The organism is Psychrobacillus sp. FSL W7-1457, from assembly GCF_038593405.1.
Taxonomy (GTDB): domain Bacteria; phylum Bacillota; class Bacilli; order Bacillales_A; family Planococcaceae; genus Psychrobacillus.
This window is the reverse complement of the sequence record NZ_CP151993.1, coordinates 2318159-2334239: the sequence shown is the minus strand read 5'-3', so window position 1 is coordinate 2334239 and position 16081 is coordinate 2318159. Positions and strand designations below refer to the sequence as shown.

Here is a 16081-nt window from a genome sequence, read left to right as displayed (position 1 = left end):
AATCTAATTGGTTTTTCAACCAAAAACAAGGCACTTTCTGTTCAATTCGAACGGAAAGTGCCTTATTTCATTGTCTATTTCTTACTCTTTTTCATTTAGTAGTTTCATGATCCGTTTCAGGTTGACAGCGAATATCGTTGTGGCACCTTGTATTTCCATGCCAAATAAACCCGCTGATTTTGCCGTTTTATAGCCGTGCGGATTTTTAATCTCACTATTTTTCGCCTCAATTTTATAGCGTTTTTTGGCTAGTTCTTTGAAGGCCTCAGTTTCTTGGAAGGCCTCTTGTTCTTCATGTTCATTTGATTTCAATGAGATGCTATACGTTTTACTTTTCGCACCTTCTGTATAGCAGCCTTCACGCATTGGACAAACTTTACATTTTTCGATGTCAAAATAAAAGGTGATTTTTTGATTTTGATTTTCATTTTTCTTTCCAGTCCGTGCTTTTCGAATCGCCATGTGCCCGACTGGGCACACAAACATACCGGCATCTTTATTAAAATCAAATGCAATTTTTCTTTGACCGTTACCATTTGTGATAACGGGATTTAATTTTGAAATTAATTGAAGTTCTTCCGATTTGGCGTATTGTAAATTATCTTTGCCTGAATAAGCCGTGTCTCCAATGATCGTCTCGATGTCCATCCCTGTCCCTTTACTTTTCTCTACTAATTCTTGAAGATATTGACCATCACTTTTTTCACCAGTTGTTACAATCGCGGCTGTGATAATTCGTTCATCACTCATCGCGATATGCGTTTTGAATCCAAAGAAAGCCGAGTCTGCCGATTTATGTCCGACACGCGCATCAGGATCTTTTGAATGACCCAACTGTGTATCGTAATCATCGATGACTTCTTTTAAGACATTTAATTTTTCTTTCACAGCAGGGATTTGTGCTACTTTTGATTGTGTTTCGACGACTTCCACAACTCGGCGGCAATAATCCAATTCCTCCGTCACTTCATTTGAAGTTGGCTTTTTAGGAAACTTTCCGACCATCTCTTCCTCGAGTTGGTAAACCGTTTTACGCACATTTTTTGATTTTTCTTGTAAAAACTCTTTTGGTGATTTTTGATTATAACGAGCTTTTGTGTGAGTTGCATCGACAATAACGGTTTTACTGGTGATAAGCCCTTTTTCCAACGCAATTTCAACCGTCTTTCCAATGAGTAAATCTAATAGATTCATGTCTTGGAGACGAAGGCGGCGAAATTTTGTAAGAGAACTGGAATCAATGACCTCTTCTTCTGGTGACATATCTAGAAAATATTTAAACGACATATCGAATTTTGAACGCTCTACGAGATCGGCATCTGATAGGTCATGTATGGCTTTCAACAGTAAATATTTGAACATACGAATAGGTGGAATCGCATTTCTACCATTATCCAAACAATATTTTGATTTTAATTCGTCTAAGATAAATGAAAAATCGACGAGCTCGTTGATTTGGCGAAGCATATTATCTTTTGGGATAACTAAATCATACAAAGCTATATAAGGGCTCAAATTTAGTGTTTCTTGTTTGGAAATCATGGCTGCGTCACCTCTAGTTAGTTTTACTCATTATACTATGATAAGAGGATGTAAGATAAAGAAAAAGCGATTGCGTGAACAGAAATCTGTTCACGCAATCGCTTTAGTAATTTCATTGACTTTTTCAGTGCCCTCCTATTTTCAGGGGACTTTTTTAGTGGAATGAATAATAACTTTCAGAGACAGTTGCTCGTACAAAAACAATCATATTCGCAAAAACTTTTAAGCAAATTTAGTAATATAAAAATAAACTGCAAATTAGAATTCCTTTAATCCAATTTAGCATTTCCTAACGCTATAAAATTAGTGAATTTAGTAAATAGGTTATCTGTGTACCATAGTACACTCCATCGTTTATAATAAATTTTCAAGGGTAAAATATTAATAGAATAGCACTTGACTGGAACTAATGTGATAATATTTGAGTAGTGAAAAGATAAAACCAACTAATCTTATATAAATGGAGTGTTTTTTATGTTACATCAATTTTCTAGAAATGAACTTGCTATAGGAAGAGAAGGAGTAGAGCTGTTAAAGAATACAACAGTAGCTATTTTGGGTGTAGGAGGCGTTGGATCATTTGCTGCGGAAGCATGCGCCCGAAGTGGTGTGGGTAGAATTATTTTAGTAGATAAGGACAATGTGGATATAACAAATATAAATCGTCAATTAGTAGCTTACATGTCTACTGTAGGACGATCAAAATCTGAGGTAATGAAAGAAAGAATCGCAGACATTAATCCAGATTGTGAAGTAATTGATATGCATATGTTCTATACCGAAGAAACGTATGAACAATTTTTTGATATGAAAATTGATTATGTTATAGATGCATCGGATACAATAATATATAAAATTCATTTGATGAAAGAATGTTTAAAGCGTGGTATTAAAATAATTTCTAGTATGGGAGCTGCCAACAAAACAGATCCAACGAGATTTAAAATTGTTGATATTTCTAAGACACATACCGATCCACTTGCAAAAGTAATACGTACAAAGTTACGTAAGGAAGATCGTATTACAAAAGGAATTCCCGTTGTATTTTCAGATGAAAGTCCTATTGTAGTGAGAGAAGATGTAGTAGAAACAGTTGGAAAGCCAGATGCTGCTATCCGTAAAGCTAAGATGCCACCTTCCTCTAATGCATTTGTGCCGTCTGTGGTAGGTTTAATTTGTGCTAGTTGGGTAATAAATGACATTACAAAAAATATTACAATTAATAGAGTGCAGTAAATAGGTTGCAGTTTTTTTTACATCACTTATACTAAAACTAATCACATTTCAAACGAGGTGGAATCTAAAATGACTGAAACAAAAAATCAGGAAGAGCCAAAGAAAAAAATGACTCTTCAAGAAGCTGTTAAACAAAAGCTAGAAGAAAAGAAAAACCAAGCTGGTGGCGGTAACTTAAAAGGGGCTGGTCCAGCAGCTAATCAAAAAATGAAAAGTCAACAAACTAAAAAGGTAAGCAATACACGCAGAAAAATGGGTGTATAATCCTTATAATCATGCTTAAAAGATGAGACAAAACAAAACGCTACCGATGTTTTCGGTAGCGTTTTAAATTTTTATGACTCGTGTTCTCTTTTTACTTTATTTTTCCTTCTTAAAGTTCTCTAAACGATTATAAATAGCTGCCAATCGCTTTTCTTCGCCAGCATCTATCGGATCATAAAATCTTGTACCGACTAAATTATCTGGAAGATAGGTTTGTTTCACCCAACCACCGAACGTTCCTATTTTATGATCGTGAGGATATACATAGCCACCATGCCCAAGTTCCTTCGCACCAGCGTAATGAGTATCTTTTAAATGACTTGGAATATCCCCGGTTTTACCCGCATGGATACTGCTGATCGCCTTGTCGAGTGCTACATACGCAGAGTTGGATTTCTCGGATAAGCACATTAGAACTACTGCATTTGCCAGTGGAATACGTGCTTCCGGAAGCCCTAGTCTTTCTGCTGATTGAATTGCGGCTAATACTTGTGGTCCTACTGCAGGATTGGCAAGTCCAATATCCTCATAGCTCATCACCAAAAGTCTTCTACTGACAGCTACCAAATCCCCATTTTCTAAAAGGTGTGCAAGATAATATAAAGCTGCGTCCGTATCACTACCTCTCACTGATTTTTGAAGGGCTGATAATAAGTTATAAAAGTGAGAGCCCTTTTTATCTCCAAATACACCTACTCGATCAATAAGGCTATCCAGCGTAGAATCTTCTACTACGGTAATACCATCTTCTTCAAAGCTTGCAAAAATAGTTGATTCTAATAGAGTCAAAGCTTTACGAGCATCACCATTCGAGGCATCTGCAATCTTTAATAGTTGTTCTTCTGTAATTTTTATAGGGGTTTTACCGAGACCTTTAACGCTATCCTCTAAAGCTCTTTTTAGAAGAACGTCTACATCCTCCGTAGTAAGCCGCTTCAACTGTTTAATCTCTCTACAACGGGAGCGGATCGCTGGATTGACGTCATGGAAAGGATTTTCCGTTGTAGCACCGATCAGAATGATAGAACCATTTTCAACGTGTGGCAAAAGAGTATCTTGCTGTAGTTTGTTGAATCGGTGAATTTCGTCTAAGAATAATATAATCTTTCCACTGATTCTTGCGTCTGCAACAACATCCTCCACGTCTTTCTTACCAGCTTTAGTTGCATTTAAGGCTACAAAAGGGAGCTTGGTTGTTCCAGCTATGGCAAAAGCCAAAGAGGTTTTGCCTACACCTGGATCTCCGTACAGGAGCATGGAGGGAACATGTCCATTGATAATCATTTTATATAGAGCTGTATTTTTACCAATTACATGTTGCTGTCCTGCAATTTCATCTATTGTTTGTGGTCTCATTCGATAGGCTAACGGTTCATTTTGCAAAACGAATCTCTCCTTTTTCTATGTATTTATCAAGATTATTTTTATTTGTGGCTCAGGCTAAGCCTAAGCGGTGATAAAACTGCGCGAACGGTGATAAACCCTGCTGAACGGTGATAAATCCCTCCGAACGGTGATAAAACAAAGTATTGTAATTGACTTTAGAATATATTTGGCTATTTCAGTAAATTAAAAGCTTCAGCTAGTTGCATTTTTATTATTTTAACTTAGACATTTAAGAAACAAATGATTTTTTGTACTTTAAAACGTACATTTGTTCCTTTATTATATAGAAGATGGGACTAAAAGTCATTTTGAAGTCGTTAGCCCTATGAGTTATGCTATACTAGGGAAAGAATTTTTTATACCCTGATGAATATAACATTAAACGCAAAAATTATACTTAAGAATGATCAAATAAGTAATTTGTTAAATTAAAATGAGGTGAAAATGTTGAAATTTTCAACAAAGGGTCGGTATGGACTTACCATCATGGTAGCTTTAGGGAAACAGTATGGGGAAGGTCCACATGCTTTACGACAAATTGCTACGGAGCACTCCTTATCTGAAGCTTACTTAGAACAAATTGTATCACCCCTACGTAATGCTGGCTTAGTAAAAAGCGTTAGAGGAGCATATGGTGGTTATATGCTGTCTAAAGCGCCAAACGAGATAACTGCTGGCGACGTTATTCGTGTATTAGAGGGTCCAATTCAAATTGTAGAAGGTATAGATGAGGAAGCAGCAGCACAGCGCGAGCTTTGGTTAAGAATTCGTGATGCAGTTAAAAATGTGCTTGATACGACAACGATTGAAGATTTGTCCAAATACACAGAAGAAAACCCTGATTTGGAAGGGTACATGTTTTATATATAAGGAGTTAAGAGTTCACTATGAATAGAATATATTTAGATCATGCTGCAACAACACCTATGGCAGAGCAAGTTGTCCATACTTTAGTAGAAGAGATAAATAATGTTTATGGCAATGCATCAAGTATCCATCAAACAGGAAGAATTGCTCGAAAAAAATTAGATGATGCTCGAAGAATATTAGCTCAATCTATTGGAGCACAAGAAATTGAAATAACTATAACAAGTGGTGGGACAGAAGCAGACAACTACGCATTATTCGGCACTGCCTATGCCCGTAAAGCTTTAGGTAAACATATTATTACGACACAGATTGAGCATCATGCAATCTTGCATGCATGTCAGCAGCTTGAAAAAGAAGGCTTTGAAATAACCTACTTACCGGTTGATCGAACAGGTTTAATCAGTATAGATGACTTGAAAAAAGCTTTAAGACAAGATACTATTTTAGTTTCCATTATGTTTGCCAATAACGAGGTAGGAACGATTCAACCTATAAAAGAAATTGGCAGCATATTAAAGGATCATCAAGCATATTTCCATACAGATGCAGTACAAGCATACGGAAGTGTTTCAATTGATGTAAAAGAGACCTATATCGATTTGCTCAGTGTCTCCAGCCATAAAATTAACGGACCAAAAGGGATCGGTTTTCTATATCAAAATAAGGATATTTACCTTAAACCATTATTGTATGGTGGTCAGCAGGAGCGCAAAAAACGTGCAGGTACAGAAAATGTTCCGGCAATTGTTGCCTTTGCAAAAGCAGTGGAAATTAAGCAGCAAAACATTGAAAAAAGCAACGAGCATTATCGAACGTTAAGAGATACATTTGTTGAGCAATTACAAACAAATGGAGTAGAGTTTAAAATAAATGGATCACTAGAAAATTTACTACCTCATGTAGTAAATGTAAGTATCCCCAAAACAGATGTTGAGACTTTTCTCGTACAGTTAGATTTAGCTGGGATTGATGCGTCAAGTGGTTCTGCTTGTACCGCTGGCTCCATTGACCCTTCGCACGTCCTAGTAGCGATGTATGGTGAAAAAACACCTGAGCTGAGAAATTCAGTGCGATTCAGTTTTGGATTAAACAATACAAAAGAAGAAGCAATAGAAGCGGCCAATAAAATAAGTAAAATTATTCTTGGATAACTGAAAAGAGTGAGTTAAATGATGAAGAAAAAAGAAGATACAAGAGTAGTAGTAGGTATGTCTGGAGGAGTTGATTCCTCCGTAGCGGCCTATCTGCTAAAAGAGCAAGGTTACGATGTAATCGGTATATTTATGAAAAACTGGGATGACACCGATGAAAATGGTGTATGTACAGCAACAGAGGATTACGAAGATGTTATAAAGGTTTGTAATCAAATTGGTATCCCTTATTATGCTGTAAACTTTGAAAAACAGTATTGGGATAAAGTATTTTCTTACTTTTTAGAAGAATATAAGGCGGGAAGAACGCCAAACCCTGATGTGATGTGTAACAAGGAAATTAAATTTAAAGCATTTTTAGAGTATGCATTGGCACTTGGAGCTGATTATCTTGCAACAGGACATTATGCACAAGTAGAAGTTAAAGAAGGCCAAACGAGAATGCTGCGTGGTAAGGACAACAACAAAGACCAAACCTATTTCTTAAATCAACTTAACCAAGAGCAATTAGAGAAGGTCATGTTTCCAATCGGTCATTTAGAGAAGAAAAAAGTCCGTGAGATAGCATTAGAACAAGGTTTAGCAACTGCAACTAAGAAAGACTCTACTGGTATTTGCTTTATAGGTGAAAGAAACTTTAAAGAATTTTTAAGTCAGTACTTACCAGCTAAGCAAGGTACTATGGAAACAATGGACGGTCAAGTAATGGGTAAACATGATGGCTTAATGTATTACACAATTGGTCAACGCCATGGTTTAGGTATTGGTGGAGCTGGAGACCCTTGGTTTGTTATCGGAAAAGACCTAGCAAGAAATGTTTTATTAGTCGGTCAGAATATTAATAATGACGCCTTGTTCTCTACGAGTCTTACAGCTACTGACTTATCATTTACAACTACGCTAGACAAACCATCTTCCTTTACATGTACGGCTAAATTCCGCTATCGTCAGGAAGATGTCGGAGTTCACGTAGAGCTACTGTCTGAAAATCGTGTTCGTGTAGTATTTGATCAGCCAGTTCGTGCGATCACTCCAGGACAAGCAGTTGTTTTCTATCAAGGAGATGAGTGTCTTGGTGGAGCGACGATAGACGAGGTTTTTAAAGATGGACTTAAATTGGATTACGTTGGTTAATGGAGGTATTGGATTTGAATTACAATGAACTAGGGATACAAGCAATACAAGAAGAAAATTATGAAAAAGCAGCAGAATTGTTTAACAAAGCAATTGAAGAAAATCCAGAAGAATCAATTGGTTTTATAAACTTTGGAAACCTACTAGCTTCTATGAATGAAAATGAACGTGCTGAACGCTTTTTTCAAAAGGCAATCACATTAGACGAAGCTGCGACAGCCTTTTATAGCCTAGCTAATTTGTATTATAATACGGAGCGTTTTGAAGAAGCTGCGAAGCTTTATGAAAAAGCAATTGCAAAAGGTATTGAAGGTCCAGATGCTTATTTCATGCTAGGAAAAAGCTTTCAAAAGGTTGATCAAACGAAGCTTGCACTTCCATATCTTCAAAGAGCTTACGAATTAGACGAGACACAAGATATTCAGATTAAACTAACATATGGTATCGCTCTGGCAAGCCTTGAAATGTTCGATATAGCAGAACCAATTTTTAAAGAAATACTAGAGCTAGACCCAGAAAACGCAGATGCCCATTACAACATGGGAGTTTTATATGCAGTGTCTACATCTGACACAGAAAGCGCTCTTAAACATCTAAAAGCAGCTTTTACAATACAACCAAACTATGATCAAGCTAGATATGTATACGATATGATTTCACTACGCAATTAGGAAGTTAGGAGACGATTGAAATGACAAATGAAATAAATAACGAAAAACAATTTATATCAGGTCGACCAATCGTCTCTATCTTTCATAATCCGCAAAATCTTTTCTCCATTATTAAACTAAAGATAAAATCCACTAATACTACATACACAGATAAAGAAATAATTGTTACAGGTTATTTCCCCCAGTTAGTTTTAGAAGAAGCGTATAAATTTACAGGTGTTATAAAAAATCATCCAAAGTATGGTATACAGTTTCAAGTCGAAACGTTCCAAAAGGAGGTCCCGGCAACAGAGACAGGGATTGTTCATTATCTATCTAGTGATATGTTTCCTGGGATAGGTAGGAAGACCGCGGAGCTAATTGTTAAGAAACTAGGAGAAAATGCGATTAATCGAATTTTAGATGATCCAGCGTCTCTAGATATTATTCCAAAGCTAGGTGAAGATAAGAAACAAACTATTAGAGCCACATTAGAACAAAATTTAGGACTAGAAAAGGTTATGATTCAGCTAAATGAGTGGGGTTTTGGTCCCCAAGTTGCAATGAAAATCTATCAGGCCTATAGAGAAGAAACAATTGCTAAGTTAACGGAAAACCCATATCGTTTAATAGAAGATGTTGAGGGGGTTGGTTTTGTACGTGCTGACGAGTTAGGTTACAAGCTCGGGATAAAAGGAAACCATCCAGACCGTATAAAAGCAGCGATATACCATTTACTTCAAACTTCTTCGCTTAGTGAGGGCCATGTCTTTCAATATGCTGAGCAGCTCTTAGAAGACGTTAAAAGAATGCTTGAAAATGCACAAAGAGAGGAAATCTCTTATGAGTCAATAACACAATGTTGTATAGAGCTAGCTGAGGAAAGCAGGATTGTTGGAGAGGTAAATAAATTTTATATTCCATCTCTCTATTTTTCAGAGGTTGGCATCAGCTCCAAGGTAGAAACTTTACTAATGGATAAAGATATTCACCAATTTCCTTTAAAAGAAATTAAGAAGCATTTAGGTCCTTTAGAGAAACGTCTTGGTGTTAAATATGCCAATACACAAATCAAGGCTATTGAAACAGCTCTTAATTCGAATATTACGTTATTAACGGGTGGACCTGGTACGGGAAAAACAACCGTTGTACGAGGGATTGTAGAACTATACTCTGAATTGCACGGGCTGTCCTTAGATCCCAAGGAATGGGCAAAGGAGCAAAAGCCTTTTCCAATTGTTCTTGCTGCACCTACTGGTAGAGCAGCTAAGCGCTTAAGTGAATCTACAGAGCTGCCTGCAATGACCATTCATAGATTACTTGGTTTTAATGGCCAAGAGGACACCGATACAGAAGGTAAAGAAATTGAAGGAAGACTAGTTATTATTGATGAGACCTCTATGCTAGATACTTGGCTAGGTCATCAGCTTTTAAAAGCTATCCCTAAGGATGCTCAGGTTATTTTTGTTGGTGACCAAGACCAGCTCCCACCTGTTGGTCCAGGTCAGGTATTAAAGGACTTACTGGCATCTAAAAGAATTCCAACAGTCGAACTGGTGGATATTTATCGACAATCAGAGGGATCCTCCATTATAGAATTAGCACATGAAATGAAACAAGGAAGTGTACCTGCTACACTTACCGCTAAAACAAAAGATCGATCCTTTATCAAGGCAACTACTGAACAAATCCCTAAAGTAGTAGAACAAGTGTTAAAGGCGGCATTGTCTAAAGGTCAATCCATTCGAGAGATCCAAGTGCTAGCTCCTATGTATAGAGGGCCTGCTGGAATAGATGCGTTAAATAAAATGATTCAAGAGATGGTCAATCCGAATACCGATGGAACACGTAAGGAAATGACCTTTGGAGATACAATTTATCGAATAGGCGATAAAGTACTCCAGCTAGTAAATCAACCGGAAAGTAACGTTTTTAATGGTGATATGGGGGAAGTTGTTGCTATTTTTAGAGCCAATGAAACGGTTGAGAAGAAAGAGATGCTTGTTGTCTCTTTTGATGGCAATGAAGTTACGTATGAAAAGAATGACTTAAATCAAATTACTCTAGCGTATTGTTGCTCCGTTCATAAATCACAGGGGAGTGAGTTCCAAACAGTCATTATGCCTGTTACTAGAAGCTATATGAAAATGCTTAGACGTAACTTGCTTTACACTGGAATTACTCGCGCTAAAAATTTCTTAATTCTTTGTGGAGATCCAGAGGTATTTAAATTTGGCGTTGAACGAACAGATGACTTGCAGCGTTTAACTACATTGAAAGAACGTTTATCAGATGAAGAAAAAGAAGAAATAGAGACAAAATCTACATCATCTGTATCTGCAGAAAAAGGTCGTACTGAAGAGACATTGTCTGTTGAGGCTGATGAAGTGGACTCAACATATTTGTCAGCAGATAATTATCATTTAATCGATCCTCTTATAGGCATGAAGGGGATTACCCCATATGAGTTCTTAGATACAGATTGACATAGTACAAATTGTTAATTATAATCAAAATTGCATATAAAAACATGATGACGGAGAAAGTACTGTTGTTACCTGAAGAGAGAAGGGTTCCTTTGGCTGAAAGAATCCCCAGCGTATAACAATTAGGAAAGCTACTCCTGAGTGCAGCTAATACCTGCCGTAAATCTGCGTTAAGGATTCTTAAGAGACATAATAGGTTGTATTCTATTATGTAACTAGGGTGGTACCGCGAAATAATAGCTTTCGTCCCTTTTTGGGATGAAGGCTTTTTTTATTTTATTTTGCATAGCGTCAAATCTTTTGTTAAAGAGGAATAATTTTATTAGGAGGAAAGAAAAAATGAAACATTTAACTGGTGCACAAATTAGACAAATGTATTTAGACTTTTTTATAGAAAAAGGTCACTCACAGGAACCATCGGCGCCACTTGTACCGATTAATGACGCTTCACTTCTTTGGATCAATAGTGGAGTTGCTACGTTAAAAAAATATTTTGATGGACGTGTAATTCCAGAAAATCCAAGAATCACAAATGCACAAAAATCTATTCGTACAAATGATATTGAAAATGTAGGAAAGACAGCTAGACATCATACGTTCTTTGAAATGCTAGGTAACTTCTCAATCGGTGAATATTTTAAAAAAGAGGCAATTCATTGGGCTTGGGAGTTTTTGACTGATGAAAAGTGGATGGGCTTTGAACCTGAAAAGCTATCTATTACTATTCATCCAGAAGATGAAGAGGCATATGTTATTTGGAAGGATGAAATTGGTATTCCAGAAGAGCGTATTATTCGTTTAGAAGGAAACTTCTGGGATATTGGAGAAGGACCGAGTGGACCTAACTCAGAAATTTTCTATGACCGTGGTGAAACCTATGGTAATGATGTAAATGATCCAGAACTTTATCCAGGTGGAGAAAATGATCGATATTTAGAAATCTGGAACTTAGTTTTCTCTGAGTTTAACCATAATCCAGATCACACATATACACCATTACCAAAGCAAAACATCGATACTGGAATGGGCTTGGAGCGTATGGCTAGTGTTGTACAAAATGTTCCAACTAACTTTGATACAGACCTCTTCATGCCAATTATCGAGCAAACTGAAACAATTGCTGGTAAGAAGTATCGCCAAAACAAGGAAAATGACGTAGCTTTCAAAGTAATTGCTGACCATATTCGTACCGTTGCTTTTGCTATTGGAGATGGTGCTTTACCTTCCAATGAAGGACGTGGCTACGTACTGAGAAGACTTCTTCGTAGAGCTGTCCGTTTTGCAAAACAACTAGGTATCGATCAGCCATTTTTATTTGAGCTTGTACCTGTAGTAGGGGAAATCATGAAGGATTTCTATCCAGAAGTTACAGAGAAAAAAGACTTCATCATGCGTGTTATTAAAACAGAGGAAGAAAGATTCCATGAAACACTACATGACGGGCTTAGCATTTTAGAAAAAGTAATTGAGGAGCAGCGTTCAAAAGGTGAATCATTTATACCTGGAACAACTACTTTTACACTTTATGACACATACGGTTTCCCGATTGAGTTAACAGAGGAATATGCAGAAGAAGCAAATATGACAGTTGATCATGAGGGCTTTAAAGCTGAAATGGAAGCTCAACGTTCTAGAGCACGTGCTGCTCGTCAGAATGTAGATTCTATGCAGGTGCAATCTGCTGTTTTTAGTAACTTACAAGATGAAAGTGAGTTTGTTGGCTACGATACGTTAAGTGTCACTACAAAGGTTACCTCTATTGTACTTGGGCAAGAATTAGTTAATTCTGCACAAGAAGGCGATGAAGTGAAAATTATTTTAACCCAGACACCTTTCTATGCGGAAAGTGGGGGTCAAATAGCAGATCATGGAACAATTGAAAATGATAATTTCCGTGGTTTTGTAAAGGATGTTCAAAAAGCTCCAAATGGTCAAAATCTACACACTGTTATTATTGAGTCTGGAGAAATGACGGCTGGGGCTGACATAGTAGCTACAGTAGATCAAACATTAAGAGGGCATACTATAAAGAATCACTCAGCAACACATATCCTACATCAAGCTTTAAAAGACGTTCTAGGAACACATGTAAACCAAGCTGGCTCATATGTTGGACCAGATCGTTTACGCTTTGACTTTTCTCATTTTGGGCAAGTAACGAAAGAAGAGTTAGAAACAATCGAGCGTATAGTTAATGAAAAGGTGTGGGATAATATCCCGGTAGTAACTGGATATCACAATATTGAAGAGGCAAAAAATATGGGTGCCATGGCTCTTTTCGGAGAAAAATATGGAGATATTGTGAGAGTAGTTCAAATGGGAGCTTATTCATTAGAGCTTTGCGGTGGAGTGCATGTGAAAAACACCTCTGAGATAGGTTACTTTAAAATCCTTTCTGAAGGCGGTATCGGTGCAGGAACACGTCGTATCGAAGCAGTTACTGGAAAAGGTGCGTTTGAGGTTATTAAAGAGGAAGAAATGCTTCTTACGGAAGCTGCTTCACTAGTAAAAGCTCAACCAAAGGATTTAGTTATGAAGGTTTCTCAATTGTTAAGTGAATTGAAAAACATTCAAAGAGAAAATGAATCCTTATCTGCTAAAATCGCTAATAGTCAGGCATCTTCCGTTTTATCATCAGCTCAAACTATTAATGACATTACTGTGCTCTCTGTTAAAGTAGATGCTAAGGATAATAATCAGCTAAGACAAATGATGGATGATTTAAAACAAAAAATGGATAATGCTGTCATAGTTTTAGGTGCAGTAGATGAGGAAAAAGTAATGATTTCTGCTGGAGTGACTAAGGATTTAGTAGGTGGGAACTACCATGCTGGAAATATTGTCAAACTAGTCGCTGAACAATGTGGAGGTAAAGGTGGGGGTCGTCCGGACTTTGCCATGGCTGGGGCTAAAGACGCAAGTAAGCTGGAGCTTGCACTTAACTCCGTTTACGAATATATCAAATCAGTTTAAACTATTTCAAAAATAGGGTATACTTAACAAATAACTAAGCAAACATTATTACCAATTTGAAAGCGAGGTGCTGATCATGAGTTCATTTGATAAAACAATGAAATTCAATTTCCCAGAGGAATCGATGGAACAAGAAGTCAAACATGTGATGCTTCAGGTTCACTCTGCATTAGAGGAAAAAGGGTATAACTCTATAAATCAAATTGTTGGCTATTTACTTTCTGGTGATCCAGCTTATATTCCTCGCCATCAAGATGCTCGAAATATGATCCGTAAATTAGAACGAGATGAAATTTTAGAGGAGCTAGTTAAGTTCTATATTAAAAAGAATAATGAGGCGTAATTATGAGAATAATGGGTTTAGATGTCGGTTCTCGCACCGTGGGCATTGCAATAAGTGATGCCCTCGGTTGGACAGCCCAGGGAATTGAAACGATTAAAATTAACGAAGATGCACAAGAATTTGGGATGGAACGAATTGATGAATTGGTAAAACAACATCAAGTGAGTGAGTTCGTTGTAGGTTTTCCTAAAAACATGAATAATTCTATCGGACCGCGTGCAGAAGCTTCGGAACAATTCGCCAAGCTGTTAACTGATAAATATAACTTTCCAGTAACATTATGGGATGAAAGATTGACAACTATGGCTGCAGAACGTATGTTAATAGATGCGGATGTTAGTCGTAAAAAACGCAAGCTAGTTATTGACAAAATGGCTGCTGTAATGATTTTACAAGGATATCTTGATAGAAAAAACAGATGAGGTGACCACAAATGGACCACGGACAAGAAAATATCACAATCGTTGATGACAACGGAAATGAACAGCTTTGTAACGTATTATTTACATTTGAATCAGATGAATTCGGTAAATCTTATGTACTTTACTACCCAATCGGTGCTGAAGAAGATGAGAACGAAGAAATAGAAATTCATGCTTCTTCTTTCACTCCAAATGAAAACGGAGAAGATGGAGATTTACATCCAATCGAGACAGATGCTGAATGGGATATGATCGAAGAAATGTTAAACACATTTTTAGATGAAACAGAAGAAGACGAAGACTAATTCAAATCTAAAAAGGGTGGACTGAGTATTCTCATTCCATCCTTTTTCTTTTTGTGAAGCATCATGTATAATAAGGGAGAATAAAGGGGGAAAGCCCGTGGAAAACAAATCAAAAAAAGAGATAATGTTTGATCAGATGAAAAACAAAAAAAAAGAAGTAAAACTTGTTAGAAAAATAGTAATGATAATTGCATTAGTTCTCTTGGTCGTTATTGCTATAGCTGGATTCACTGGTTATAACTATGTAAAAGGTGCTCTTTCACCAATGGATCCTGACTCTACTGAGAAAGTGACTGTTGAAATTCCAATTGGCTCAGGTATCGATAGCATATCTTCGACTCTTGAAAAAAATGGAATAATTAAAAATGCAAAGATTTTCAAATACTATGTTAAGTTTAATAACCAATCTGATTTTCAAGCAGGTACATATGCATTGTCTAAGGATATGACTTTAGATGAAATTATCGAAAGTCTCAAAACTGGAAAAATTTATAGGGAACCACTACTAACCTTAACCATTCCAGAGGGATTGACTCTAGAGCAAATTGGAGATGTAGTGGAAAAGAAGACTGGAAATTCTTCTAAGGAATTCTTTGAGCTAGTTACTAACGCAGAATTTGTTGATCGAATGATGAGTAAGTATCCTACATTGTTAACAGAAGAAATTAAAGGGGAAAATATCCGCTACGCATTAGAGGGTTATTTATATCCATCGACATATCCATTTTACGAGGAAAATCCTACAAATGAAGAAATAGCAGAATTGTTATTGGCCCAAACGGACAAAGCATTGGCTCCTTATTATGAGCTGCTACAAGCAGAAGAAAAGTCGGTACATTGGCTGTTAACTTTTGCTTCCTTACTAGAAGAAGAGGCAACTGCTCAAACAGATCGTGAAAAGATAGCTAGCGTCTTTTATAACCGTATTGAAATCGATATGCCTTTACAAACCGATCCAACTGTACTATATGCCTTAGGTAGCCATAAGGAACGAGTATTATTTGAGGATTTAGAATATGATAATCCATATAACACGTATAAAAACAAAGGATTACCACCAGGTCCGATTGCAAATGCAGGGAAAATGTCCATAGAGGCAACATTAGATCCAGAAAAGACAGAATACTTCTATTTCCTAGCTGATAAAGAAGGAAAAAATCATTTTTCAAAGACATATGATGAACATCTTCAAAAAATAGACGAACATTTAAAATAATAAGCATGCAGGAGAAGGAAGGTTATCGCTTTCCTTCTCCTGCTATGTTATTATAAGATGGGTTTTTTACGTATCAGGTTATATTTGTCTGTTGATTATCCTT

The 16081-nt window shown here is 36.7% G+C and carries 14 protein-coding genes and 1 other annotated feature; of the genes, 12 read left to right on the top strand and 2 right to left on the bottom strand.

Going from position 1 to position 16081, the window contains the following annotated elements; all coding sequences use genetic code 11:
- Window positions 1-81 precede the first annotated feature (81 nt).
- On the bottom strand, window positions 82-1542 hold the full coding sequence (locus NSQ95_RS11380) for an IS1182 family transposase (protein ID WP_340881957.1): 1461 nt from the start codon (window positions 1540-1542) through the stop codon (window positions 82-84).
- A 474-nt stretch (window positions 1543-2016) separates the two neighbouring features.
- Between NSQ95_RS11380 and NSQ95_RS11375 the strand changes: the two genes are divergently transcribed.
- A complete protein-coding gene (locus tag NSQ95_RS11375; protein ID WP_298470366.1) occupies window positions 2017-2778 on the top strand; it encodes a tRNA threonylcarbamoyladenosine dehydratase in 762 nt (253 codons plus the stop codon).
- A 69-nt stretch (window positions 2779-2847) separates the two neighbouring features.
- Window positions 2848-3042: a hypothetical protein gene (locus tag NSQ95_RS11370; RefSeq protein WP_340883185.1), complete on the top strand. Its 195-nt coding sequence runs from the start codon at window positions 2848-2850 to the stop codon at window positions 3040-3042.
- Window positions 3043-3138: 96 nt separating this feature from the next.
- Here the strand turns inward: NSQ95_RS11370 and NSQ95_RS11365 are convergent, their stop codons facing one another.
- Window positions 3139-4425, bottom strand: a complete 1287-nt coding sequence (locus NSQ95_RS11365; protein ID WP_342559649.1) for a replication-associated recombination protein A — start codon at window positions 4423-4425, stop codon at window positions 3139-3141.
- 450 nt (window positions 4426-4875) lie between these two features.
- Here NSQ95_RS11365 and NSQ95_RS11360 point away from each other — a divergent pair, with 450 nt between their 5' ends.
- The 10 genes from NSQ95_RS11360 to mltG all read left to right on the top strand — a co-directional run bounded on the left by NSQ95_RS11360 (window position 4876) and on the right by mltG (window position 15978).
- The gene (locus NSQ95_RS11360; RefSeq protein WP_340885928.1) at window positions 4876-5298 is read left to right on the top strand and encodes an Rrf2 family transcriptional regulator; all 423 of its coding nucleotides are present in this window, start codon (window positions 4876-4878) and stop codon (window positions 5296-5298) included.
- Window positions 5299-5315: 17 nt separating this feature from the next.
- Window positions 5316-6449, top strand: coding sequence for a cysteine desulfurase family protein (locus tag NSQ95_RS11355; RefSeq protein WP_340883186.1), 1134 nt, complete (start codon window positions 5316-5318; stop codon window positions 6447-6449).
- 18 nt (window positions 6450-6467) lie between these two features.
- Window positions 6468-7583, top strand: coding sequence for a tRNA 2-thiouridine(34) synthase MnmA (gene mnmA / locus NSQ95_RS11350; RefSeq protein ID WP_298470374.1), 1116 nt, complete (start codon window positions 6468-6470; stop codon window positions 7581-7583).
- A gap of 14 nt (window positions 7584-7597) precedes the next feature.
- On the top strand, window positions 7598-8254 hold the full coding sequence (locus NSQ95_RS11345; RefSeq protein WP_340883187.1) for a tetratricopeptide repeat protein: 657 nt from the start codon (window positions 7598-7600) through the stop codon (window positions 8252-8254).
- Between the two features lie 20 nt (window positions 8255-8274).
- The gene (locus NSQ95_RS11340) at window positions 8275-10719 is read left to right on the top strand and encodes an ATP-dependent RecD-like DNA helicase (protein WP_340883188.1); all 2445 of its coding nucleotides are present in this window, start codon (window positions 8275-8277) and stop codon (window positions 10717-10719) included.
- A gap of 38 nt (window positions 10720-10757) precedes the next feature.
- Window positions 10758-10973, top strand: a binding site (T-box leader).
- An 85-nt stretch (window positions 10974-11058) separates the two neighbouring features.
- A complete protein-coding gene (gene alaS / locus NSQ95_RS11335; protein WP_340883189.1) occupies window positions 11059-13692 on the top strand; it encodes an alanine--tRNA ligase in 2634 nt (877 codons plus the stop codon).
- 76 nt (window positions 13693-13768) lie between these two features.
- Window positions 13769-14035: an IreB family regulatory phosphoprotein gene (locus NSQ95_RS11330; protein ID WP_053588802.1), complete on the top strand. Its 267-nt coding sequence runs from the start codon at window positions 13769-13771 to the stop codon at window positions 14033-14035.
- 2 nt (window positions 14036-14037) lie between these two features.
- The gene (ruvX, locus tag NSQ95_RS11325) at window positions 14038-14457 is read left to right on the top strand and encodes a Holliday junction resolvase RuvX (protein WP_169358024.1); all 420 of its coding nucleotides are present in this window, start codon (window positions 14038-14040) and stop codon (window positions 14455-14457) included.
- 11 nt (window positions 14458-14468) lie between these two features.
- Complete coding sequence (locus NSQ95_RS11320) at window positions 14469-14762, top strand: DUF1292 domain-containing protein (protein WP_251555603.1); 294 nt, start codon at window positions 14469-14471, stop codon at window positions 14760-14762.
- A gap of 97 nt (window positions 14763-14859) precedes the next feature.
- Entirely contained in the window at window positions 14860-15978 is a 1119-nt protein-coding gene (gene mltG / locus NSQ95_RS11315; RefSeq protein WP_340883190.1) for an endolytic transglycosylase MltG, read from the top strand.
- The last annotated feature ends 103 nt before the right edge of the window (window positions 15979-16081 follow it).